The sequence below is a fragment of the Aquibium microcysteis genome (assembly GCF_014495845.1).
Taxonomy (GTDB): domain Bacteria; phylum Pseudomonadota; class Alphaproteobacteria; order Rhizobiales; family Rhizobiaceae; genus Aquibium; species Aquibium microcysteis.
Genome location: NZ_CP061080.1, coordinates 3,903,410 through 3,925,656, shown reverse-complemented (window position 1 = coordinate 3,925,656; position 22,247 = coordinate 3,903,410). Strand labels below are relative to the sequence as shown.

At 67.6% G+C, this 22,247-nt stretch carries 27 protein-coding genes; 6 read left to right on the top strand and 21 right to left on the bottom strand.

Translation table 11 applies throughout. The annotated features are described in order from the left end of the window. Positions 1-73: 73 nt before the first annotated feature. Both IAI54_RS18310 and pyk read left to right on the top strand, forming a co-directional pair. Positions 74-556, top strand: a complete 483-nt coding sequence (locus tag IAI54_RS18310) for a DUF1036 domain-containing protein (RefSeq protein ID WP_187968552.1) — start codon at positions 74-76, stop codon at positions 554-556. After that, the gene (pyk, locus tag IAI54_RS18305; RefSeq protein ID WP_187968551.1) at positions 553-1,989 is read left to right on the top strand and encodes a pyruvate kinase; all 1,437 of its coding nucleotides are present in this window, start codon (positions 553-555) and stop codon (positions 1,987-1,989) included. The genes IAI54_RS18310 and pyk overlap by 4 nt, the downstream gene beginning before the upstream one ends. 46 nt (positions 1,990-2,035) lie before the next feature. On the opposite strand, the gene IAI54_RS18300 is transcribed toward pyk, so the two are convergent. The 8 genes from IAI54_RS18300 to IAI54_RS18265 form a co-directional block, all read right to left on the bottom strand. Next, a complete protein-coding gene (locus tag IAI54_RS18300) occupies positions 2,036-3,106 on the bottom strand; it encodes an alpha/beta fold hydrolase (protein ID WP_187973229.1) in 1,071 nt (356 codons plus the stop codon). 78 nt (positions 3,107-3,184) lie between these two features. Continuing rightward, on the bottom strand, positions 3,185-3,763 hold the full coding sequence (locus tag IAI54_RS18295) for a tetratricopeptide repeat protein (RefSeq protein ID WP_187968550.1): 579 nt from the start codon (positions 3,761-3,763) through the stop codon (positions 3,185-3,187). 84 nt (positions 3,764-3,847) lie between these two features. After that, positions 3,848-3,973, bottom strand: coding sequence for a type B 50S ribosomal protein L36 (ykgO, locus tag IAI54_RS18290; protein WP_126701392.1), 126 nt, complete (start codon positions 3,971-3,973; stop codon positions 3,848-3,850). A gap of 104 nt (positions 3,974-4,077) precedes the next feature. Further along, positions 4,078-4,572, bottom strand: coding sequence for a ribonuclease toxin HepT-like protein (locus IAI54_RS18285; protein ID WP_235679091.1), 495 nt, complete (start codon positions 4,570-4,572; stop codon positions 4,078-4,080). Next, on the bottom strand, positions 4,559-4,879 hold the full coding sequence (locus IAI54_RS18280; protein WP_210321146.1) for a nucleotidyltransferase family protein: 321 nt from the start codon (positions 4,877-4,879) through the stop codon (positions 4,559-4,561). Before IAI54_RS18280 ends, IAI54_RS18285 begins: the two co-directional genes overlap by 14 nt. Before the next feature lie 102 nt (positions 4,880-4,981). After that, entirely contained in the window at positions 4,982-6,055 is a 1,074-nt protein-coding gene (locus IAI54_RS18275) for a 5-(carboxyamino)imidazole ribonucleotide synthase (protein ID WP_187968548.1), read from the bottom strand. Continuing rightward, positions 6,052-6,516 (bottom strand): 5-(carboxyamino)imidazole ribonucleotide mutase, encoded by a 465-nt coding sequence (gene purE / locus IAI54_RS18270; RefSeq protein WP_420838310.1) that lies wholly within the window; start codon positions 6,514-6,516, stop codon positions 6,052-6,054. Before purE ends, IAI54_RS18275 begins: the two co-directional genes overlap by 4 nt. 122 nt (positions 6,517-6,638) lie before the next feature. After that, positions 6,639-6,842, bottom strand: coding sequence for a YdcH family protein (locus tag IAI54_RS18265; protein WP_187968546.1), 204 nt, complete (start codon positions 6,840-6,842; stop codon positions 6,639-6,641). Positions 6,843-7,060: 218 nt separating this feature from the next. Here IAI54_RS18265 and IAI54_RS18260 point away from each other — a divergent pair, with 218 nt between their 5' ends. Beyond that, a complete protein-coding gene (locus IAI54_RS18260) occupies positions 7,061-7,240 on the top strand; it encodes a YdcH family protein (RefSeq protein WP_187968545.1) in 180 nt (59 codons plus the stop codon). A gap of 93 nt (positions 7,241-7,333) precedes the next feature. Here IAI54_RS18260 and IAI54_RS18255 read toward each other — a convergent pair whose 3' ends face one another. The 3 genes from IAI54_RS18255 to IAI54_RS18245 all read right to left on the bottom strand — a co-directional run bounded on the left by IAI54_RS18255 (position 7,334) and on the right by IAI54_RS18245 (position 9,252). Next, complete coding sequence (locus IAI54_RS18255) at positions 7,334-7,597, bottom strand: ArsR/SmtB family transcription factor (RefSeq protein WP_187968544.1); 264 nt, start codon at positions 7,595-7,597, stop codon at positions 7,334-7,336. A 100-nt stretch (positions 7,598-7,697) separates the two neighbouring features. Then, the gene (locus IAI54_RS18250; protein ID WP_187968543.1) at positions 7,698-8,969 is read right to left on the bottom strand and encodes an MFS transporter; all 1,272 of its coding nucleotides are present in this window, start codon (positions 8,967-8,969) and stop codon (positions 7,698-7,700) included. An 88-nt stretch (positions 8,970-9,057) separates the two neighbouring features. Continuing rightward, positions 9,058-9,252 (bottom strand): DUF1192 domain-containing protein, encoded by a 195-nt coding sequence (locus IAI54_RS18245; protein WP_187968542.1) that lies wholly within the window; start codon positions 9,250-9,252, stop codon positions 9,058-9,060. 101 nt (positions 9,253-9,353) lie between these two features. Here IAI54_RS18245 and IAI54_RS18240 point away from each other — a divergent pair, with 101 nt between their 5' ends. Then, the gene (locus IAI54_RS18240; protein WP_187968541.1) at positions 9,354-10,358 is read left to right on the top strand and encodes an NAD(P)H-quinone oxidoreductase; all 1,005 of its coding nucleotides are present in this window, start codon (positions 9,354-9,356) and stop codon (positions 10,356-10,358) included. Positions 10,359-10,373: 15 nt separating this feature from the next. Here IAI54_RS18240 and IAI54_RS18235 read toward each other — a convergent pair whose 3' ends face one another. From IAI54_RS18235 to IAI54_RS18215, 5 genes are all read right to left on the bottom strand, one after another. Further along, positions 10,374-11,102, bottom strand: coding sequence for a helix-turn-helix transcriptional regulator (locus IAI54_RS18235; protein WP_187968540.1), 729 nt, complete (start codon positions 11,100-11,102; stop codon positions 10,374-10,376). A 25-nt stretch (positions 11,103-11,127) separates the two neighbouring features. Beyond that, positions 11,128-11,499 carry a VOC family protein gene (locus IAI54_RS18230; protein ID WP_187968539.1) on the bottom strand — a complete coding sequence of 124 codons (372 nt, stop codon included), beginning with the start codon at positions 11,497-11,499 and terminating at the stop codon, positions 11,128-11,130. A 175-nt stretch (positions 11,500-11,674) separates the two neighbouring features. Continuing rightward, the gene (locus IAI54_RS18225) at positions 11,675-11,857 is read right to left on the bottom strand and encodes a hypothetical protein (protein WP_187968538.1); all 183 of its coding nucleotides are present in this window, start codon (positions 11,855-11,857) and stop codon (positions 11,675-11,677) included. Between the two features lie 87 nt (positions 11,858-11,944). Further along, on the bottom strand, positions 11,945-12,733 hold the full coding sequence (locus IAI54_RS18220; RefSeq protein WP_187968537.1) for an SDR family NAD(P)-dependent oxidoreductase: 789 nt from the start codon (positions 12,731-12,733) through the stop codon (positions 11,945-11,947). A gap of 78 nt (positions 12,734-12,811) precedes the next feature. After that, positions 12,812-14,716, bottom strand: a complete 1,905-nt coding sequence (locus tag IAI54_RS18215; protein ID WP_187968536.1) for a propionyl-CoA synthetase — start codon at positions 14,714-14,716, stop codon at positions 12,812-12,814. A gap of 171 nt (positions 14,717-14,887) precedes the next feature. Between IAI54_RS18215 and IAI54_RS18210 the strand changes: the two genes are divergently transcribed. Continuing rightward, complete coding sequence (locus tag IAI54_RS18210) at positions 14,888-15,049, top strand: hypothetical protein (protein WP_187968535.1); 162 nt, start codon at positions 14,888-14,890, stop codon at positions 15,047-15,049. Here IAI54_RS18210 and IAI54_RS18205 read toward each other — a convergent pair. Then, on the bottom strand, positions 15,017-15,781 hold the full coding sequence (locus IAI54_RS18205; RefSeq protein WP_187968534.1) for an SGNH/GDSL hydrolase family protein: 765 nt from the start codon (positions 15,779-15,781) through the stop codon (positions 15,017-15,019). The genes IAI54_RS18210 and IAI54_RS18205 overlap by 33 nt on opposite strands. Before the next feature lie 118 nt (positions 15,782-15,899). After that, complete coding sequence (locus tag IAI54_RS18200; protein ID WP_239026222.1) at positions 15,900-16,835, bottom strand: fructose bisphosphate aldolase; 936 nt, start codon at positions 16,833-16,835, stop codon at positions 15,900-15,902. Positions 16,836-17,094: 259 nt separating this feature from the next. On the opposite strand from IAI54_RS18200, the gene IAI54_RS18195 reads away from it, so the two are divergent. Further along, positions 17,095-17,433: a hypothetical protein gene (locus IAI54_RS18195; protein WP_187968533.1), complete on the top strand. Its 339-nt coding sequence runs from the start codon at positions 17,095-17,097 to the stop codon at positions 17,431-17,433. Positions 17,434-17,461: 28 nt separating this feature from the next. Here IAI54_RS18195 and IAI54_RS18190 read toward each other — a convergent pair whose 3' ends face one another. The 3 genes from IAI54_RS18190 to gap all read right to left on the bottom strand — a co-directional run bounded on the left by IAI54_RS18190 (position 17,462) and on the right by gap (position 22,159). Beyond that, positions 17,462-18,658, bottom strand: coding sequence for a phosphoglycerate kinase (locus IAI54_RS18190; RefSeq protein ID WP_187968532.1), 1,197 nt, complete (start codon positions 18,656-18,658; stop codon positions 17,462-17,464). A gap of 62 nt (positions 18,659-18,720) precedes the next feature. Then, positions 18,721-20,622 carry a potassium/proton antiporter gene (locus tag IAI54_RS18185; RefSeq protein WP_187968531.1) on the bottom strand — a complete coding sequence of 634 codons (1,902 nt, stop codon included), beginning with the start codon at positions 20,620-20,622 and terminating at the stop codon, positions 18,721-18,723. A gap of 526 nt (positions 20,623-21,148) precedes the next feature. After that, positions 21,149-22,159, bottom strand: a complete 1,011-nt coding sequence (gene gap, locus IAI54_RS18175; RefSeq protein WP_187968529.1) for a type I glyceraldehyde-3-phosphate dehydrogenase — start codon at positions 22,157-22,159, stop codon at positions 21,149-21,151. Positions 22,160-22,247: the final 88 nt, after the last annotated feature.

Below are 22,247 nucleotides of genomic sequence, written 5' to 3'. Positions count from 1 at the left end.
GTTGACATGCGCGCGCGCATTTCCGAAAAGGAGCATCCAAGCAATGTTTCGTCCAGGGGCAGGGGGCACGAGTATGGTACTGCCGGGTGTCGAGGGTGCGTCACGCCTCGCGGCCGCCTGTTCCATCGTCTTTGCCCTGCTCGGAGTCGTGGCGACGACGGGTGCGGCACACGCGGACTTCCGCGTGTGCAACGCCACGCAGACGCTCGTCGGTGTGGCGATCGGCTATCGTGCACCGGCCGGATGGATCACCGAAGGGTGGTGGCACGTGGAAGGCTCGACCTGCAAGACGCTGATCGAGGGTCCTCTGTCATCGCGCTATTACTATCTCTATGCAGAAGATGCCGAGCGCGGCGGGCGCTGGGATGGGCCGATCAACATGTGCATCGCCGAAAAAGAGTTCAAGATCGTGGGGGTCAGCGACTGCATCAAGCGCGGCTTCCAGCGCGCCGGTTTCCAGGAGTACGACACCGGGGAACAGGCCAGCTGGATGGTCCAGCTCACCGACCAGCCCGCCGCCGACGGAACCGCAGCCGTGACGGGAGCGCCGGAATGAAGCGCCAGCGCAACGTCCGCATTCTGGCCACGCTCGGCCCCGCGTCCTCGAGCGAGGAGATGATCCGCAAGCTGCACGAAGCCGGCGCCGACACGTTCCGAATCAACATGAGCCATGCGGATCACGACCTGATGCGCAAGGTCGTGGCCATGATCCGCAACGTCGAGCGCCAGGTCGGGCGTCCGATCGGCATCCTCGCCGACCTGCAGGGGCCGAAGCTGCGCGTCGGCAAGTTCGCCGAGGGCAGCGTGGCGCTCAAGGCGGGCGATGCCTTCGTGCTCGACGACGACACGGCGCCCGGCGATTCCAGCCGCGTGCACCTGCCGCATCCCGAGATCCTCGCTTCGGTGAAGCCCGGCGACCGGCTGCTGATCGACGACGGAAAGCTGCAGCTCAAGGCGGTCCGCAACGACGGCAAGGCGATCGAGACGGTCGTCGTGGCCGGCACGAAGATTTCGGACAAGAAGGGCGTGAGCCTTCCCGATACCGATCTGCCGCTCGGCGCATTGACCGAGAAGGACCGGCGCGATCTCGACGCCGTCCTGCAGGCGGAGGTCGACTGGATCGCGCTCTCCTTCGTCCAGCGGCCGGAGGATCTTGCCGAGGTGCGCAAGATCGCCCGCGGGCGGGCCGCACTCCTGTCCAAGATCGAGAAGCCGCAGGCCGTCGCGCGGCTCGCCGAGATCATCGAGGTGTCGGACGCGCTGATGGTGGCGCGCGGCGATCTCGGGGTGGAGATGCCTCTGGAGGCCGTCCCCGGCATCCAGAAGCAGATAACCCGGGCCTGCCGCAAGGCCGGAAAGCCGGTGGTGGTGGCCACCCAGATGCTGGAATCGATGATCACGGCGCCGGTGCCGACCCGCGCCGAGGTGTCGGACGTGTCGATCGCCGTGTTCGAAGGCGCGGACGCGATCATGCTGTCGGCGGAGTCGGCGGCCGGCCAGTACCCGGTCGAGGCCGTGGCGATGATGAACGCCATCGCGGTGCAGGTGGAGAAGGATCCGAACTACCCGACCATCATCAACGCGCAGCGCACGGCGCCGGAGGCGACGGGCGCCGACGCGATCTCGCTGGCGGCACGCCAGATCGCCGAGACGCTCAACCTCTCGGCCATCGTTACCTACACGGCATCGGGAACCACCGGCCTGCGCGCGGCGCGCGAGCGGCCGCAGGTGCCGATCATCGCGCTCTCTCCCGTGGTCGAGACCGCGCGGCGGCTGTCGCTGGTGTGGGGCCTTCACTGCGTCGTGACTCCTGACGCGAGCGATCTCGACGACATGGTCGACCGTGCCTGTCGCATTACCTATTCGGAAGGTTTCGGCCGGGCGGGCGACCGGGTGATCGTCACCGCCGGCGTGCCGCTGCGCACGCCGGGCGCCACCAACATGCTGCGCATCGCCTATATCGGCTCGGACGGTCTCGGCGGCATCTGATGCCGCGCCGTTGTCCCGTGCGATGCGGCGGCGGTGTGGGCCGAGGTTACTGCTGAAGCGCCGGCGCGGGCGTCGGCGGTCCATCCGCGCAGGCCTCGATCGGACCGAAGGCATCCGCCGCGATGCGGGTCTCCAGTTGCCGCGCCAGATTCTGCAGGTCGCGATCCCGCCCCGCCAGCTTCTCGATCGCCGCGACCGCGAGGCCGGTGGCGATCCAGTCCGGCTTGTGACCGAGGTTCTCGACCCAGAGCAGTTCTGCGCCCGGGATGTCGCGTGCCAGACCGGCGGAATGGATTTCCTCGTAGACGACCGTGTCGCGGTTGCCCGTTATCACCACCGTCGGCGCAGTGATCTCGCCGTAGCGCGGTGCAAGCTTCTCCACGAAATCGAAGAGGCCCGCGACGTCGCGCGCATTGGCACGGAAGGCCGCCGGCCGGAGCACGAGGCGAATCGCGGCATCCTGCGCATAGTTCTCCGGCACGGCGTTTGGCGCGAAGACGCAGGCCGTCGCCGCGTCGAGCCGCATCACGCCGCCCGGCCAGGCGAGCGTCTCCGTGAACAGCCGGCCGATCACCGGTGTTTCCGACAAGTCGTAGTACCAGGACGTTTCGCCGCCGGGCCAGGGGTGCGACGCCGGGGCGAGGAAGACGAGGCCCGCGACCCGTTCCGGGCGCAGCACGCCGAAGGCGCCGAGCACCGCACCGGCGAAGGAGTGACCGACGACGATCGCCTTCTCGATGCCGTAGGCGTCCATCAGCGCGGCGACCGTCTCAGCCTGCCCGGCCGGCGTGTCGTTGACGGCAGGGCCGCGGCCGGACCAGCCGTGCCCCGGCCGGTCGACGAAGAGCATCTCCGCGCGGCCTTCCAGCAGCGGCCGGAAGGGCAGCATCTGGTCGAGCAGGTTGCCGCTGGCGCCGTGGACGAAGACCAGCGGCGGCAAATCGGCGCCCGGTCCCGCGGGCACGTGGACATGGTGCACACGGGTGCCGTTGACGGTGGCGAAGCTGCCGACCGGCGGATGCCGGCGTTCGATCAGCCAGGCGCCGACGCGTGTCGCGCCGGCCAGGATCAGCAGGAGGGCGAGCAGGAATGCGACGAGGGCATAGACGAGGTTCATGAAGGCCGGATGCGGACGGGAGAGGGAGAACGGTCGGCGGCGCGACATGCGGCGTCGGGTCGCGCGCCGGGTTCGGCGTCAGATGCCCTCGCCCGCGAGTTCTTCGGAGAGCGTGGCGACTTCGGACTGGGCGTCGCGCATCATCGGGTAGATGTCGAGGGTGCGTTCGTAGGCGTCGAGCGCGAGTTCCTTGCGTCCCGTCTCCTTGAGGATCGCGGCGAGGCCCGTCAGCGCCCCGAAATGGCGCGGCTCCAGCCGCAGCGTATGCTCGATGTCGGCCATCGACTTCGCATAGTTGTCCATCATGAAATGGACGGTGGCGCGGCGGTTCCAGCCTTCCGCGAAACCGGGCTGCAGCGTGATCACCTGGTCGAGGAAATCGAGCGCCACGTCGAACTTCTTCTTCTCCGCGGCCTCGTTCGACCACTGCAGCATGAGATCCACCGAAGCGCTGCCAGACTTGCGCCACTCGGCCCAGATCTGGCTGGCGATGCGTTCGGCCGCCTTCTCGTTGCGCTCCCGCTTCAGGTCTGCGAAGAGCCGGTCGAGCCGCGAGGCCTCGTCCGTCGGGGCGGCATCCTCGACCGCGGCGGCGGGCGACAGGGAGACGAGGGCGGCGACGAGCGCCGGGATCAGGACATGAAAAACGTTCCGCATGCCGCAGAACCTAATCCTGCGGCGCGGAACGTCAAACTGAAAATGCCGTGATGGGTGTCGGAACCGCAAGCGGTTCCCCACAGGTCAGCCCTGGCGCGCCTTGTAGCGCGGTGCCGACTTGTTGATGATGTAGATGCGGCCCTTGCGGCGAACCATGCGGTTGTCGCGGTGACGGCCCTTGAGCGACTTGAGCGAATTCTTGATCTTCATTGTCTCAGCCCGTGGTGTACGGCCCGCGCGGGCCAGAATTGAAAGACGCGCCAGAAGGCGCGCCGGAAAGGTCGCGCGGTCATAGACGCAAAGGTCGATCGGTGTCAACCAGACGGATCGGACTCGTCGAGCAGCCGCTTTTCCAACAGGAGGATCGAATCGACGACGGCGGGCCAGGCCTTCAGGAGCCTATCGAGGTTCTCGCGAACCTTCTCAGGCTTCAGATCGAAACCGTAGCGATGCCGGACGAGGTGGCGAAACCCCTTCAGCTCACCGAGAGCTTCGTGAAGGACCGGCCCCAACACGGCCGGAGGGATACCGGCAATCGGTGCGGACATCTGGTCGAGAACGTCCTGATGCATGGAAGACCCGCGTGGAACGAGGCCGTCCACATCGTTTGCAAGACTGAGCAGGATGTCCTCAATGCCGTTGTAGACGTTGTGGATACCGAGCGAAACGGCGCCCAGAGCGCCCCATTCTCCGTCTGACAGTTCTTCAGGGTGTGCGGCCGCGAAGCGTTCGAGCTGGCGGAGTTCGTTCTCCGCCCTGTCCAGCTTCAACGACAGCTTCGCAGAGGCGGAATGCCTAAACGTGTTCATGGAGCATGTCCCGCACACGGTTCGGGGTCAGGTCGGATGCGAAGATCAGATCGTAGGCGATGTCCGTCCCGCGAAAATGGTCGGCGACCAGGCGTTCGACCGCCGACCGCATGCCGACGGCCGGCTCGTCATGGACCAGAAAGTCGACGTCGGAATGAAGACGGAAACGATCCTGCGCGAGGGATCCGACGAGGGACACGCGGTAGCCGTTTTCCCGCGCCGCCTCGAGGACCTTCGTCGCGCAAGCCTGTGCCCTCCTGCGATGGTCCTCCGTGCGCCGGCCGATCAAGGCGTCGATCTTCCTCACGTCGCACCTCCGCACCTTCGGTCCTCGGAAAACCATACAGCAATCGTGCGGCGGGGTCATCCGCGCGGGACCGGGGGGCCTGCGGCGACGCGGGCCACGGGTTCAGATCAGCCGGGTGAAGTGCCCCATCTTGCGACCGGGTCGGGTCTCGGTCTTGCCATAGAGATTGAGAAGCACGCCCGTTTCGCCCAGAAGGTCCGGGATGCGTTCGACGTCGTCGCCGATCAGGTTTTCCATGACGCAGGCGGAGTGGCGGCCGTGAGGAGCGAGCGGCAGGCCGGCCACGGCGCGGATGTGCTGCTCGAACTGCGAGACGATGCAGGCGGCTTCCGTCCAGTGGCCGGAATTGTGGACCCGCGGCGCGAACTCGTTGGCCAGCACGCGGCCATCGGGCAGGGCGAAGAACTCGACGCCGATCACGCCGACATAACCGAGCGCGGCCATCAGCGCGAAGGTGGCTTCGCGGGCCCTGTGCTCCATCTTCGGATCGAGACCGGCAGGGACGGTCGAGCGCCGCAGGATCCCGTCGGAGTGCTCGTTGCGGGCCGCGTCATAGGCCATCATCGTGCCGTCGAGGCCGCGCGCGGCGATGATCGAGAACTCGAAATCGAAGGCGACCAGCTCCTCCAGGATCAGCGGGACGCGGCCCATGGCTTCGAAAGTGCCGTCGATGTCGCCGTCCGTCGCGTTGCGCAGCACGCGCTGGCCCTTGCCGTCATAGCCGAGCCGGCGGGTCTTCAGCACGCCGCTGCCGCCGAAAGCCGCGAGCGCCAGCCGGAGATCGGTGTCGTCGTCCACGGATTCGAAACGCGCCGTGTGTATCGCCTGGCGGTTCAGGAAGCTCTTTTCGGCCAGCCTGTCCTGCGCCGTCTCCAGCGCCAGCGGCGGGGGGAACACCGGCACGTGATCGGTCAGGTGCCTGGCCGCGCCCACCGGTACGTTCTCGAACTCGTAGGTCACGACCGCCGAGCGCGCCGCAAGCGACGTCAGCGCCGCGCGGTCGTCATAGGCGGCGAGGATCTGGCCGTTCGCCACCTGCGCGGCCGGGCAGTCCGGCTGCGGATCCAGGATGGCGGTGCGGAAGCCGAGACGGGCGGCCGCCATGGCGAGCATGCGGCCGAGCTGGCCGCCACCGATGATGCCGATCATGTCGCCGGGGACGAGAGGCCGGATCATGCGTCGTCCGACGGCCGCAGGGCGACCTTCCCGGTCTGGGCGGCGCGGTAGCGGTCGAGCCGTGCGGCCAGGGCTTCGTCGGACAGCGCCAGGACGGCCGCGGCGAGCAGCGCGGCGTTGACCGCGCCGGCCCGCCCGATCGCCAGCGTGCCGACCGGAATGCCGGCGGGCATCTGAACGATGGACAGGAGGGAATCCTGTCCGGACAGCGCCTTCGATTCGACGGGAACCCCAAAGACCGGAAGCGGCGTGAGCGACGCCGCCATGCCCGGCAGATGCGCGGCCCCGCCGGCGCCCGCAACGATGACCTTGTAGCCGGCCGCCTTCGCTCCCCTGGCGAAATCGAAGAGCCGTTCGGGCGTTCGGTGGGCCGAAACGATGAGGGAGTCGTGCGTGACCCCGAGTTCGGCGAGCGTGTCGGCCGCATGACGCATGGTGCCCCAGTCCGACTGGCTTCCCATGATGATGGCGACTTCGGGACGTGCGCTTTCCAAGGATCCGACCTTTCCCACCAAAGCCGCGCCTTAACGGAATACCAACCATGCCGCAAGAAAAACGGCGAGTTCGGCCCGGGGCTGCCGCATCAGGCGATGATGTCGGGGATCACGCGGTCCTCGAGATGCGTCAGCCTGTCCTTGATCACCAGCTTCTTCTTCTTCATCCGCTGGATCTGGAGCGGGTCGCAGCCGGTGGCGATCATCGCGTTGATCGCCGCGTCGAAATCGGCGTGTTCCTGCTTCAAGCGCGCAAATTCAAGACGAATTTCGGCCTGTTCCTGTTCCGACATGCATGCTTCCCCGGCGCAGGAGTCCGCGCCCAAATGGCAGGACCGGGCTCTGGCCCGGGCCGCAGCCCTATATCACATTTCGAACCGACAGAAAATGCTACCACGGCACATTCGACAGGGCGGCGCAGTGGTGGCACACTGTCATCGCGTTGTCATGAATCGCGACCTGCGGTGGGACGCGGTTCCTGACGTCCGAACGAGGAAAGGGAGCACCACGCATGTCTCTGACGTCGCACATCGAGGAACTGAAGCGCAAGCATAGCCAGCTCGACCGCGAAATCGCGGAAGCGATCGCACGTCCGTCCACCGACGACATCGAGGTCCGCCAGCTCAAGCGTCGCAAGCTCGCCCTCAAGGATGCGATCGAGAAGCTCGGATCGCATCGCACGACCCACTGACGAGCCAACGCCCGCGCTCCGCGTCCCTGCGCCGGAGCCGGGCGAGCCAAGACCGGCGGATCCTCCTGCCGCCGGTCCCTTCCCCGGGGAAGGTCATTCGGTCCAGAACTGATCGATCCAGATGTTGAGACGCGTGAACCCGTCCGGGCTGAGCGCGTAGATCCGTCGGGTTCCATCGCGGCTCGCGATCACGAGCCCGGCGTCGAGAAGAACTTTCAGATGCTGCGAGACCGCCGGCCGCGAGACCGGCAGTCCCGCGGCGAGCTGATTGACGGTCTTCGGCCCCCGGCGCAACTCCTCGAGGAGGTGGCGGCGGTTGGCGTCGGAAATCGCCATGAACGCGTCGATCGTGACCATGGACTCACGATAGCCGCTCCCCGGGCAAACTCAAACCCGTCCCACGGCCGCGGCGCGCGACGCAGGGCCGCGTCGCACGATCCGCTCGCCAGGCACCCTGTCAGGCTGCGTCCTTCCTGTTCTCGCCGCCGTCCAGGCCGCCGTCGCCGCGCGGATCGAGGCGCAGTACTTCGGGGGTGGTCGCGCGCTCGGGCGGGAGAGAACTGAAGGATTCGCGCTCCTCGACCGGCACGGGGGCACGACGCGTGATGCGCAGGAGCGTGTAGCCGGCGATCAGGAGGTGGGCGAGTGCAGTCGTCAGGAACAGGCTCTCCGGCCGCATCCGGTCCATCAGCGCCCCGCCGACGATGGGGCCGATCATCGTGCCGAAGCCGTAGAGCAACAGGAGACCGCCGGACACCTTCACGAAATCCTCCGGTCGGGCGTGATCGTTGGCATGGGCGACGGCCAGCGAGTACAGCACATAGGCCATGGCGCCGTAGGCAGCGGTCAGAGCGATGACGGTGGTGCCGTCGCGCGCGCCGACGACGAAGATGAGGAGGCCGATGGCGGCGGCCGCGAAGGCGGCGCCGGCCAGAACGTAGCGCCGGTCGGTGCGATCCGAGAGACGGCCGGCGGGAAGCTGGAACACGGCGCCCGCAACGACGGCGAGGCTCATCATCAACGCGATCTGTGCGGTCGAGATGCCGATCTCGGCGCCGAACACGGCGCCGAGCGTTCCCCACGCACCGTTGGCGACGCCCACCAGCAGGCAGCCGGCCGAGGCGACCGGCGAGTTGGCGTAGAGCGCCTTCAGATCGAGCGAGACGCCCACCAGCGGTTTCGGGGTCGCCTGCGTCGAGACCGTGGTGGGAATGAGCGCCAGACAGAAGAAGATGCCGGTGACCATGAACAGCGATGCCGTCGTCACGTCGCCGGCCGCGACGATCAGCTGTCCGCCCATCAGGGACGCGTTCGTTACCATCATGTAGATGGCGAAGACGGTGCCGCGGTTCTCGTTTGTAGCGCTCTCGTTCAGCCAGCTCTCGATCACCATGAAGGCGCCGGCCATGCAGAAGCCGGTAAAGACGCGCAGCGCGATCCAGACATACTGGTCGATGATCAGACCCGTCAGGAGGGCGATGATCGCTGCCGAAGCGGCGAAGGCGCCGAAGGCCCGGACGTGACCGACACGCCGCACCAGCCGGGGTGCCATGAGACAGCCGGCGACGAAGCCCGCCGCCCACGCCGTTCCAAGCAGGCCGAGGGACGTCGTCGGGAACCCTTCCGCCTGGCCACGCAAGGGCAGAAGCAGGCTGTGGAGCCCCGACGCCGCCAGCAGGAAAGCAGTGCCGCGCAGCAGCGACAGGATCGGTCTGTAGCTCGCGAACATGGGGACCTTCCGGTTGGTGTCGAACGAATCGCGGGACGGTTTCGAAGCGGTACGACAGCTTCGGCCGCCGGGCAGCGTGGTCAACCCGTCAAATGCGGCGGAAAAGCGCTTCGGCGGCCTGCTTCGTCGATCCTTTCGCCTTCAGCTCGGATTCAAGGCGTCCGATCTCGGCGCGCAGCAGACCGATGCGTTCCTCCAGATCGGCAACGGACAGCAGGGACAGATCCTGGCCGATCTCGTGTGGCCGGGCCTTGCGCGGCCTTTCTTCATCGAGAATACCCATGAACCGTCTCCTCAGGTTGCCGTTCGTGGCGGGGAGGATACAGTCGCGCGGGGTCGGGAATCAAATCGCCGGCTCCGGACCGCCGATCCACAGGAGATCCCATGGCAGACGCCCTTCCAGAGACGATGACAGCCATCGCCATCAGCGAACCGGGCGGCCCCCGCGTGCTGAAACCGGAAACGCGCTCCGTACCGAGGCCAAGCGGCAGCGACATCCTCATCCGCGTACGCGCCGCGGGCGTGAACAGGCCGGACGTGGCGCAGCGGACCGGTGCCTATCCGCCGCCGCCCGGCGCGTCCGACCTGCCGGGCCTGGAGGTGGCGGGCACGGTGGCCGCCGTCGGGCCCGAAGCCCGCCGCTGGCGCGTCGGCGACCAGGTCTGCGCGCTCACCCCCGGTGGCGGCTATGCGGAGTACTGCCTGACCGACGAGAGCAATGCGCTGCCCGTGCCGCACGGTTTCACGCTGACGGAGGCGGCCGCCCTGCCGGAGACCTACTTTACCGTCTGGCACAACGTCTTCCAGCGCGGCGCCCTGAAGGCGGGGGAGACCTTCCTCGTGCATGGCGGCTCGTCGGGCATCGGCACGACGGCGATCCAGCTCGCCTCCGCCTTCGGCGCCACGGTGCTGGCGACGGCCGGTTCGGCCGACAAGTGCGCGGCCTGCGTGACCCTCGGCGCCGCGCGCGCGATCAACTATCGCGAGGAGGATTTCGTTTCGGTAGCGAAGGAAGCGACCGCCGGCAAGGGCGTGGACCTGATCCTCGACATGGTCGGCGGCAGCTACATCGACCGCAACTACGAGGCCGCCGCCATCGAAGGGCGGATCGTCCAGATCGCCTTCCTGGGAGGCGCGAAGGCCGAGGTGAACTTCGCCAAGCTGATGATGAAGCGGCTCGTCCACACCGGCTCGACCCTGCGGCCGCGCACCGTCGCGTTCAAAGGCGCGGTCGCGGCCGAGCTCGAGCGACTGGTCTGGCCATTGCTCGGCGAGCGCAAGGTGGCGCCCGTCATGGACATGATCTACCCGCTGCGCGACGCCTGGCGGGCGCATGAGCGCATGGAGGAGGGCGACCACATCGGCAAGATCGTCCTCGACGTCGGCTGAGGGCGGCGGGCTCCGTCAGCCTTCGTGCGCTGCGCGCCGGCGAAGCGTGGCCGCATCGTGCGGCGCCCGTTCTTCCATCTGGCGATAGAAATCGGCGAGCTGTTTGCCGCGCTCGTGCCGAAAGTTCCGGTCCGCCGGTGCGAGGCGGGTGATCCGGTCGATGCGGAAGGCTCGGAAATCCTCGCGCAGCTCGCACCATGCGACGAGCGTCCAGACCTTGCCCCAGAACCACAGGCCGAGCGGGCGCACGTCCCGGACGGAGTTCTTGTCGGCCTCGTCCTGGTAGTCGAGCGTCAGCACGGTGCGAAGCTCGATCGCCCGCTCGATGGAATCGATCTTCTCCCGGTCCGGCTGGCTCACCACGTAGAGCGGCGCATGGATTTCGGTCCGCGCGATGCGGTCCTTCTCGGCGTCGGGCAGCACCGCGGCGATCTTGACCAGCGCCTCCTCGGCAGAGCGCGCCATGGCCGCCCCGCCGAAGGCCCGCACCATGCGGGCTCCGGCGACGAGCGCCACGATCTCGTCGCGCGTGAACATCAGCGGGGGGAGGTCGTAGCCGGAGCGCATGAGGTAGCCGACGCCGGCTTCCCCGTCGATCGGCACGCCCGTCGACTGGAGGTCGGCGATGTCGCGGTAGATCGTGCGTTCGGACACTTCCAGCCACTCGCCGAGCATGCGCGCGGTGACGAGCCGTCCGCCGCGCAGATGCTGGACGATCTGGAACAGGCGGTCGGCTCGTCGCATGGCGGATACTCTTTCGTCGAGCAGGTCAGGTGGTGAACAGGCCGATGGAGTTGCCGTCGGGATCGAGGCAATAGGCGAAGCGGCCGGCGGGGATCTGGATCGGAGGCGATACGACCTGGCCGCCATTGGCGGTCACGCGCTCCATGGCTTCCTCCAGGGGCGCGGCGACTGCGAGATGGATGGTGCTGCCGCTTCCCGCTGCGGCCGGCTTGCCGGGATAGATGTGGCCGGAGACGGCGGCGCTTCCGGCCGATACGAACATGGCCATGGGATTCGGGCCGCCGGTCTCGTCGGCCAGCTCGTTCTGCAGCACGGCGCCGTAGAAGGACTTGGCGCGCGCCATGTCGGTGACCGGGATTTCGAACCACACGATGGAATTCTGCGGAGTAAAGGACATCGGCATTTCTTTCTTGCTGGATTAGACAGTGGCACGGTGCTCCTGACAACCTGCTGTCAGGAGATGTCAGTTCAAGGACGAACGTCCCGACGAACGGTTCAGGGCGGCCGCAGGGCCGCGGCGACCGGGAGGGAACACTGCGAGGAAGACCCGCCCGGCGCATCGGACGTGCGCGTCACTTGCCGTCGACGAGTTGGCCGCGCCAGCCGGTCTGATGCGAGACCGCATCCGGCCAGCCGATGTCCCGGCGAAGCGACGGCGACAGCCGGGCGATCGCCCGTTCCGTCCGGACCCTGTCGCGGGTCGCGCGCCATCTCTGCGCCCAGCGGCCGAGCAGCGAGGTGGGTAAGGGGGGCATGGTTCTCTCCATCGGCTGACTTGCGATGGAGACACTGTGCCATCCCCCTCCTGACGACATCGCGTCAGGAGCGATCGGCGAGCCCGCTCATTGCGCCGGGACGGGAACCGTGTAGTTCAGCGGCAGGCGGCCGCCGTCGGCATAGATCGTCTGGCCGGTGACGTAACTGGCCTCGTCGGAAGCGAGGAAGACGGCGATCGCGGCGATCTCGGAAGGATCGCCGATCCGCCCGAGCGGCGTACGGGACAGGATCCGCTCGCGGGCGGCGGGATCGGCGTTGACGCTCGCCAGCATGTCGGTCCGGATCGAGCCGGGGCCGATGGCGTTGACGCGGATGCCGTGGGAGGCGAGCGACAGCGCCATCGCCCTGGTGAGCTGGGTGACGCCACCCTTCGAAACCGAATAGGGCAACTGGCTGGCGATCGCGACCACGGCGTTGATGGACGACATGTTGACGATCGATCCCGCCGGTCCGCCCGCGTTCACGCGCTCGACCATGTGCCTCGCCACCGCCTGGCCGGTGAGGAAGGATCCTTTCAGGTTGACGGCGAGCACGCGGTCGAAATCCTCCTCGGTCACGTCGAGGAAATCCGCCCCGTGCGCGATGCCGGCATTGTTGACGAGAATGTCGATGTCTCCGAACGAATCGATCGTCGCGGCGACGAGATTGTGCACGTCGAGCCGCCGGCCGACATCGGCCTTGACGAACTGCACGTCGCCGTAGCGGGCGAGGTCGCGCTCGGCGCGCGCACCCTTCTCCGTATCGATGTCGGCGATCACCACCTTGGCCCTCTCGCGCGCGAAGCGCTCTGCGATGGCATAGCCGATGCCGCCTGCGCCTCCCGTCACGATGGCGACTTTCCCGTCGAGTGGCATGGCGCGCTCCTGAGCCTGATGGAGCGTCGCTTATAGACCTCGGCGGATTGGCGGACCAGAGGGCGGGTGCCGTCCGGCTCAGCCGAGGCCCTTCGTCTTCAGCGCCTCGGCGATTTCCTCGAGGATCGCGGGATCGTCGATCGTCGCCGGCATCTTCCATTCCTCGTGGTCGGCGATCTTCTGCATCGTGCCGCGCAGAATCTTGCCCGAGCGGGTCTTGGGCAGCCGCCTCACTGGCACGACGGTCCTGAAGGCGGCCACGGGACCAATCCGGTCGCGCACCAGCGCCACCACTTCCTTCTCGAGTTCGGCGGGATCGCGCGTGACGCCCGCATTGAGCACGACGAAGCCGCAGGGCACCTGTCCCTTCATCGCGTCGGCGATGCCGATGACGGCGCATTCGGCCACGTCGGGATGCTCGGCCAGCACCTCCTCCATCCCGCCCGTGGAGAGGCGATGGCCGGCGACGTTGATGATGTCGTCCGTGCGGGCCATGATGAAGAGGTAGCCGTCGTCGTCGATGTAGCCGGCGTCGGCGGTCTTGTAGTAGCCGGGGAACTCGGCGAGGTAGGCGTCGCGGAAACGGCCGTCGGCATGCCACAGCGTCGGCAGGGCGCCGGGCGGCAGCGGCAGCTTGACCACCACGTTGCCGAGCGTGCCGCGCGGCACTTCGTGCCCGGCATCGTCGACGACGTGCATCTCGTAGCCCGGCATCGGCACGGCGGGCGAGCCGTACTTCACCGGCAGCCGGCCGAGTCCGATCGGGTTCTGGCTGATGGGCGCGCCGGTCTCGGTCTGCCACCAATGGTCGATCACCGGCACTTTCAGCTGGTTCTCGGCCCACTTGATCGTCTCGGGGTCGGCGCGCTCGCCGGCGAGGAAGAGCGTGCGGAATCTCGACAGGTCGTACCCGGCGACGAAATCTCCCTTCGGGTCCTGGCCCTTGATGGCGCGGAAGGCGGTCGGCGCGGTGAACAGCGCCACCACACCGTGCTCGGCGATGACCCGCCAGAAGGTGCCGGCATCCGGCGTGCCGACCGGCTTGCCCTCGAAGAGGACCGTCGTGCAGCCGTGCAGCAGCGGCGCGTAGACGATGTAGGAGTGGCCGACCACCCAGCCGACGTCGGAGGCCGCCCAGAAGACCTCGCCGGGCTTCACGCCGAACTCGTTCCACATCGTCCAGGCGAGCATGACCATGTGCCCGCCATTGTCGCGCACGACGCCCTTGGGCTGGCCTGTCGTTCCCGACGTATAGAGCACGTAGAGCGGGTCCGTTGCCGCCACGGTGATGCAGGGCACGGTGCGGCCCGCCGCCTTCGCCGCGCCGACGGCCGCGGCGTAGTCGATGTCGCGGCCGGCCACGAGGCCGCAGCGCTGCTGCTCACGCTGGAGGATGACGCAGGCGTCGGGCTTGTGCCGGGCGATCTCGATCGCGCCGTCGAGCAGCGGCTTGTAGGCCACCACCCGGCCGGGTTCGATGCCGCAGGAGGCGGAGACGATGAGCTTCGGCGTGGAATCGTCGATGCGGGTGGCCAGTTCGCGTGCCGCGAAGCCGCCGAAGACGACGGAGTGGATCGCGCCGATGCGGGCGCAGGCGAGCATGGCGAACACCGCCTCCGGCACCATCGGCATGTAGAGGATGACACGGTCGCCCTTCGTCACGCCCTGGTCGTTCAGAACGGCGGCCAGGGCTTCGACCTCGGCCTTCACCTGGGCGTAGGTGAAGGTCCGCTTCGAACCGGTGACCGGGCTGTCGTAGATCAGGGCCGCCTGCTCGGCACGTCCGTTCGCGACGTGGCGGTCGACGGCATTGTGGCAGGTGTTGCAGGTCGCGTCCGGAAACCAGCGGCCATAGACGCCCGCGGTCGCATCGAAGATCTGCTTCGGCGGCGAAACCCAGTCGATGGCTCCGGCCGCTTCGGCCCAGAAGCCTTCGGGATTGCGTTTCCAGCCTTCGTAGACCTCGTGATAGCGCGACACCATGACATCCTCCCTGTCGTCGGTGCGCGAGTTCTAGCGGCAACGGCCGTCGCGCGTCCACCGGACAATGTGTCGATAGGCGCCGCTTGGGGAAGAGGCTTTGACTTCCGTCAAGCAGGCTGGTCAATGGGGTATCGGGGCAACTCGCCCGAAAAGCAGGAGCCGTCCGACGGCATGACCAAAGCCCTCTCGATCGTCATCATCCTGCTCATGGCCGTACAGATCATCAAGCCGCTCGGATTGCCGGGACTGCGCCGGCGCAGCGATTTCTGGAAGCTTGCGCTCGGCGCGCTCGCGCTGATCTCACTGACGGTCGTCCTCAGCCACGGAAGCTGAAGCGAGTGCCTCGGCCGCAGGCAGTTCGATCAGCGGCAGAAGGTGCTCGGCCCAGGCGCGGTAGCCTGCCTCCGAGGCGTGGAAGCCGTCGGTGGAGAAACCGCGCGCCGGGTCCTCGACCGGCAGGCGGCTGGCCGGCACGGCGCCGCGTTCGTGGCAGAGGCGCGTGCCCATGGCGTTGATCGCCTGGGCGCGGACTTCCAGGATGCGGGCGAGCAGCGGCGGCAGGGCCGGGACGGTCGTCATGTCGATCACCGGCGACCAGACGATGCGCGCGCCGGGGAACTTCGCCCGCAGGGCATAGAGCAGCCCGCCGAAATCGCGCTTGAAGCGGGAGACGGTGTGGAAGTTCTTGGCATCGTTCGTTCCGACGGAGACCACGATGTGGGTCCAGTCGTCATGGGCGAGGTTGGGCACGACGACGTCGCGCAACTGCGTGGCGGTGGCGGAATTGAAGCCGGCGGCACGCCACGTCACCGGACGTCCGGTGTCGCGCGCAAGCATGCCGGCCAGCAACGCCGCCATGCCCGCGTCGGTGCGGGCGATGCCGACCGAGGCTGCCGAGGAATCGCCCAGGACGAGGAGGCGAACCGCCACGCCCTGGCCGGGGATCGTATGCGTCACCGGTCCCTCGGCAGGCAGCAGGCGCTGCGTGCGCAGCCGGACGCCGATGCCCTGCCAGGCGTAGATCGGGAAGGCGAGCCAGGACAGGAGCGGAAGCAGAGGGGACATGGCGTTCGCTGCGGCGCGTTGTCGATCGCACTCCCCTACAGCCATTCAAGCGGAATGGAAAAGGCCCCGCTGAACACGGAGCCTCTTCGAGCAGGCCGGATGTCAGGGCCTGCGTTGGTCAGGCCGCGGCCTTGTCGGCCCGCGACGCCTGGAAGATGCTGTCGATCGTGGCCGCAAGCGTGGCGTTGAAGTCGGCGTCGCTCTGGCCGGCCGACAGGCCCTCGGTCAGCGCGCGCGAGAAGCTGGCGATCAGGCCGTCGTTCTCCCGCAGTTTCGCGTTCGCCTCGTCGCGCGTGTAGCCGCCCGACAGCGCCACGACGCGCATGACGCGGGGATCGTCGATGAGCGGCTTGTAGAGGTTCGGCTTCGTCGGGATGGTCACCTTGAGCATGATCTTCTCGCCCGCCGGCAGATCGTCGAGGTGTTTCCGAATCTCGGCCAGCAACAGGTCTTCGGCCTCGGCCTTGTCGGCGATCGAGATCGTGACCTCGGGCTCGAGGATCGGCACGAGGCCGTGCGCCAGGATCTGGCGGCCCACCTCGAACTGCTGGTCGACGATCGCCTTGATGCCTGCCGGGTCGGCGGCGTCGATGACCGAGCGCATCTTGGTGCCGAAGATGCCCTTGGCCACGGCCCGCTTCAGCAGGTCGTCCAGCCCGCCGATCGGCTTCATCAGCTTGACGCCGTCCTTGCCGTCGGCAAGGCCCTTGTCGACCTTGAGGAAGGGCACGACGCCGCGCTTCTCCCAGAGATACCGGGCGGTCGGAACGCCCTCGACGGTGCGGTCCATGGTCTGCTCGAAGAGGATCGCTCCCATGACCTTCTCACCGGTGAAGGCCGGGGACGTGATGATGCGGGAGCGCATCGCGTGGATGAGGTCGTACATCCCGTCCTCGGTCGACCACGCGTCTTCGGAAACGCCGTAGAGCTTCAGCGCCTTCGGCGTGGAGCCGCCGGACTGGTCGAGAGCGGCGATGAAGCCGTCCTTGCCGGCGACCTGGGCCGCCATGTCCGCACGCGCCGATTTCGCCACCCCGTTCGGTCCTTCGCTCATCTGATCCTCCTGAAACATGGTTGTCCGGCCTCTAACAGAAGCGTCGGGCAAACGGAACGCTGCTGCAAACCATTGAACCGATTGAAAAATATTCAATCGGTTTAGCGGGAGCGAACCCCTTCGTCGGAGTGTTAAGCAGTTAACGGAACGCTGGCGCGCGGCGCGATAGGTTGGCTCCATCAGCAACGTCCCCGGCCTGCTTTCAGGCAGGCCAACGAACATATGCAGACCGGGTCCGTCCCTGTCTGGGAGCTTTCCGATGTCACCAGTCACCACTGCCCTTTTCGGTTCAGGCGCGGCCGTCGTCTACGTCGTCGCTACCTGGGTCCTCGAGCCGCTCGGCGGCTCGCCCTATCTGATCCTGATACCGCTGGCGGCGGTGACGATGCTTGCCAGCGCATGGATCGAGACCGCATCGCCCAGCCGGTTCCGCTTCGGGCCAGTCGTCGCTCTGGTCATCGCCGTCGAAGTCTCGATGGCCGTCGTCGCGACCATCCTCTCCCTGAACGAGATCTATCCGGGGCGCGAGGTTCTTGGGGCCGTCATCGCCTTCGCCGGGCTCGCCCTGCTCGGTACGCGTGCCGGACGAGCCGACTGAGGCAGCGGGCGGCCCGTGCTGCCGCCATCTATCTCTTCAGCACGTCGACGCCGGGCAGCGGCTTGCCCTCCATCCATTCGAGGAAGGCGCCGCCGGCCGTCGAGACATAGGTGAAGGCATCGGCAACGCCGGCATGGTGCAGCGCCGCCACCGTATCGCCGCCGCCGGCCACCGAGACGAGCCGGCCTTCGCCGGTCTGTGCGGCGGCGAATTTCGCCGCCGCCACCGTCGCGGCGTCGAAGGGCGCGATCTCGAAGGCGCCGAGGGGGCCGTTCCAGACGACGGTCGCCGCGCGATCGATCCAGGCGTTGACGGTCTCGACGGTCTTCGGCCCAACGTCGAGGATCATGGCGTCGGCGGGGACCGCGTCGATGGCGACCGTCTCGCTCGCCGCGCCGGCCTTGAACTCGCGTGCCACGACGCCGTCGACGGGCAGCACCACGGCACAGCCGGCGGTCGCCGCCTCGATCATGATCTGCTTGGCGGTCCCTGCGAGGTCGTGCTCGCAGAGCGATCTGCCGACGTCGGTGCCGCGCGCGGCGAGGAAGGTGTTGGCCATGCCGCCGCCGATCACCAGCGCGTCGACCTTCTTCACCAGGTTCATCAGGAGATCGATCTTGGACGACACCTTGGCGCCGCCGACGATCGCCACCACCGGACGGCGCGGATTGCCGAGGCCTTTTTCAAGTGCCTCCAGTTCGGCCTGCATGGTGCGGCCGGCAAAGGCCGGCAGCAGGTGTGCCAGTCCCTCGGTCGAGGCGTGGGCGCGGTGCGCGGCGGAGAAAGCATCGTTGACGTAGACGTCGCCATTCTTCGCCAGCGCCTGGATGAACCCGGGCTCGTTCTTTTCCTCGCCCTTGTGGAAGCGGGTGTTTTCCAGAAGCAGGATGTCGCCGCCGGCCATCGCTTCGACGGCGCTCGTCGCCACGTCGCCAACGCAATCGGGCGCGAAATGCACACGCCGGTCGAGCACTGCCTCGGTCGCGGCGGCGACGGGTGCCAGCGAGAGGGCCGGGTCCGGCCCGTCCTTCGGGCGGCCGAAATGGGCGAGCAGGATCACCTTCGCGCCCTTGTCCGACAGTTCCGCGATGGTCGGCGCCACCCGCTCGATCCGGGTCGCATCGGTCACCACGCCGTCCTTCATCGGCACGTTCAGGTCGACGCGCAAGAGGACGCGCCTGTCGGTCACGTCACCGATGTCGTCGAGGGTCTTGAAGTCGGACATGGCCATCTCCCTGGTGCAATCGGCGGGACCATACATTTTGCCCCGCCGCGCGCAAGGGAGCGTCACTCTGGCTCGCGCGGCAGGATCACGTCGGGAGCGCGTCCAGCATCCGCCTGGCGCGCGGCCTCCACTTCGCTCTTGCGCAGCCTGGCTTCCCGCCTGCGCGCGCGCCAGCGGCGCAGGGCATCGACCGCGCGATCGCGCATCTCGCCGGCGCTGAGGAAGACGGGAACCTGCGGTGCGGCGTGGTGCGGCTCGGTCGACAGGCCGACGGATGCCAGCGTGCCGTCGTCGCCGACGTCGCGGACGATCAGTTCGATCGGGCCGACGATGACGCGGTCGGCATATTCGGCGCGGCCGCCCAGGCGGGCGATGACGAGTTCGGCGATGGTCAGCCTGGCCTCGTCGTCCGAGAGGCCTATTCCGTAGGCGGAGTCGAGGTCGGAGGCCGGGCGGCTCGCGTCGATGGCGAATTCGCCGAAGAAGTCGGCGTCGTCCTCGTCGAGATCGGCGCGGCTGGCGAACAGCCGGTCGAGCAGCGGCGGATAACGGTCGGGAACGAAGATGTAGACATTGTCGTCGACCGCCAGTCGACCCGCATACTGGTAGGCCATCGAGCGCCCCTCGCGCACGACCAGCGACGGTCGTGCCCAGCGAGGGATGCGCACGCCGCGCGCGACCGGGCTTCCGGCAGCCACGCGGTAGGCGAGGAGTTCGTGGTGGGCCGCGCCCGGCAGTTCGAGTTCAACCTTGTCGAGCGGCCCGATCCGCGGCGGCACGACGAGCCCAAGCCGTCGCGCCAGCGGCCCGATGGTCCAGCCCTGAACCACGAGGGAGACGAGGACGATGATGAAGGCGCTGTTGAAGACGTAGCTGCCGTTCGGCAGGTCGTCGAGCAGCGGCGTCAGGGCGAGCAGGATCGACACGGCGCCGCGCAGACCCACCCAGGAGACGAAGGCGGTTTCGGCGCGATCGAACCGGAACGGGATCAGGCACAGCCAGACGGCGAGCGGACGCGCCACGAAGATCAGGAACAGGCCGAGGCCGACGGCGGGCAGGGCGATCGCGCCGAACTGCGACGGCGTCGCGAACAGGCCGAGCACGAGGAACATGATGATCTGCGCCAGCCAGGTGATCCCATCCTGGAAGCGCTTCAGCCGGGCCGCGGACCGGATGCGGGAATTGCCGACGATCATGCCTGCGACGTAGACGGCAATGTAGCCGGAACCGCCGATGGCGCCACCCACGCCGAACAGCAGCAGGGCGAGCGTGATGACGAAGATCGGCATCAGCCCGATATCGAGTTCGAGCCGTTCGATCAGCCGCGCCATCAGGAAACCGCCCGTAACGCCCGCGGCCAGACCGAGGCCCATCTGCACGGCAAAGCCCCGCAGGATGTCCACCAGCAGCCAGTCCGCCTCGGTCGAACCGCCTGCCGCGATGACGGAGACGAGCGTGATGGTGAGGAAGATGGCGATCGGGTCGTTCGAGCCCGATTCGACCTCGAGCGTCGAACGCACGCGGTCGCGCAGGTTGAGGTTGCCGACGCGCAGCAGGAAAAACACGGCCGCCGCGTCGGTCGAGGCGATCGTGGCACCGAGAAGGAAGGACTCGAGCCAGGACAGCGGCGTGATGTAGTAGGCCGCGACGCCGAAGACGCTCGTCGTCAGGACGACGCCGACCGTCGCCAGAGAAAGCGCCGGCATGGCCGCCTGGCGGAAGGCGGAGATCTTCGTGCCGAAGCCCGAATCGAACAGGATGACCGCGAGAGCCAGCGAGCCGACGAAATAGGCGACCGGGGCGTTGTCGAAGTTGAGCCCGAGACCGTCCACTCCTGCGACCAGGCCGATGCCGAGGAAGACGAGCAGCAGGGGCGCACCGTATCGGAGCGCGATCAGACTGGAGAAGGCGGCGGCAAGAACCAGCGCCGTCCCGATCATGATCGCCAGATAGATGCTGTCCATGCCGATGTCCCGAACCCTCCTTCGTGCTCTCCACGCACAGTGCGGCGAAGGCATGGCAGGGGCAAGTCCGGCATGCTCGGAAAAGCTGCGGAGCGACCTTCGGAAGGCGCCCGCCGGAGGGCTTGCGGAAAGCAAGGCGGGCGGCCGCAGAAACGGCCGGCCGCCAGCCGCCGCCTAAAGCGTGTCGCGATCTTTCAGATTCGCTCCGCACGCTTCAGGTTTTTGTCCGCGCGCCTGTCCTTCACCCGAAAACCGGTGCCCACTTTCGGGAGACATGCCTTAGCGGCCGTCGTCGCTGGCACCGCCGTCGCCGGGGCCCTGGCCCGAACCGTTCTCGAGGAAGCCGGGTAGCGGCCCCGGTCTCGCGGGCCGTACGTCGACGCCGCCGCCGTCCCGACCCCATCGCGGGGCACCGGTACGTTCGCGGCGGCGACGCGCCTTCCGGATCAGGGCGAAGGCCGCCAGCAGGGCGGCCACGCCGAGAAACAGCCAGAACGGTTGGTTGCCGTCCATGGCGATCCGCAGATCAGGCGATGGTCTTGGCGAAGGCCGCGGCCGTGTCCGACATGCGGTTCGAGAAGCCCCACTCGTTATCGTACCAGGACATCACGCGCACGAGGTTGCCCTCGATCACCTTGGTCTGGTCGAGGGCGACGGTCGACGAGGCGGCGTCGTGGTTCATGTCGATCGAGACGAGCGGATCATGGGTGTAGGCCAGGATGCCCTTGAGCTTGCCGTCGGCGGCCGCGACGAGGGCGGCGTTGACTTCCTCGATGGTCACGTCGCGCTTCGGCACGAACTTGAAGTCGATGACCGAGACGTTCGGGGTCGGCACGCGGATCGAGACGCCGTCGAGCTTGCCCTTCAGCTCCGGCAGGACGAGACCGACCGCCTTGGCGGCACCCGTCGAGGTCGGGATCATCGACATCGCGGCAGCGCGGGCGCGGTAGAGGTCCTTGTGCATCGTGTCCAGCGTCGGCTGATCGCCGGTGTAGGAGTGGATGGTGGTCATGAAGCCCTTCTCGATGCCGAAGGCGTCGTTGAGCACCATGGCCACGGGGGCGAGGCAGTTGGTCGTGCAGGACGCGTTGGAGATGACGACGTGGTCCTTCGACAGCTTGTCGTGGTTGACGCCGTAGACCACGGTCAGATCGGCGCCGTCGGCGGGGGCGGAGACGATGACGCGCTTGGCGCCGGCCGTCAGATGGGCGGAAGCCTTGTCCTTTGAGGTGAAGATGCCGGTGCACTCCATCACGATGTCGACGCCGAGCTCGCCCCAGGGCAGCTTCGAGGGGTCGCGCTCCGCGAAGACCTTGAAGGAGTCGCCGCCGACATGGATCTCGTCCCCCTTCACCGTGACCTGCGAGGGGAAGCGGCCGTGCACGCTGTCGTAGCGCAGGAGGTGCGCATTTGTCTCGACCGGGCCGAGATCGTTGATCGCGACGATGTCGATGTCCTTGCGGCCGGATTCGTAGATGGCGCGGACGATGTTGCGGCCGATGCGGCCGAAGCCGTTGATGGCGATCTTTACCGACATGCTGGATACCTCCTGGAGGGAAACTGCGGGCGTGCGAACGCCCTCGCTTGATGGTTGCCGCTTCTTAACGACGCGGCGGCCAAGAATC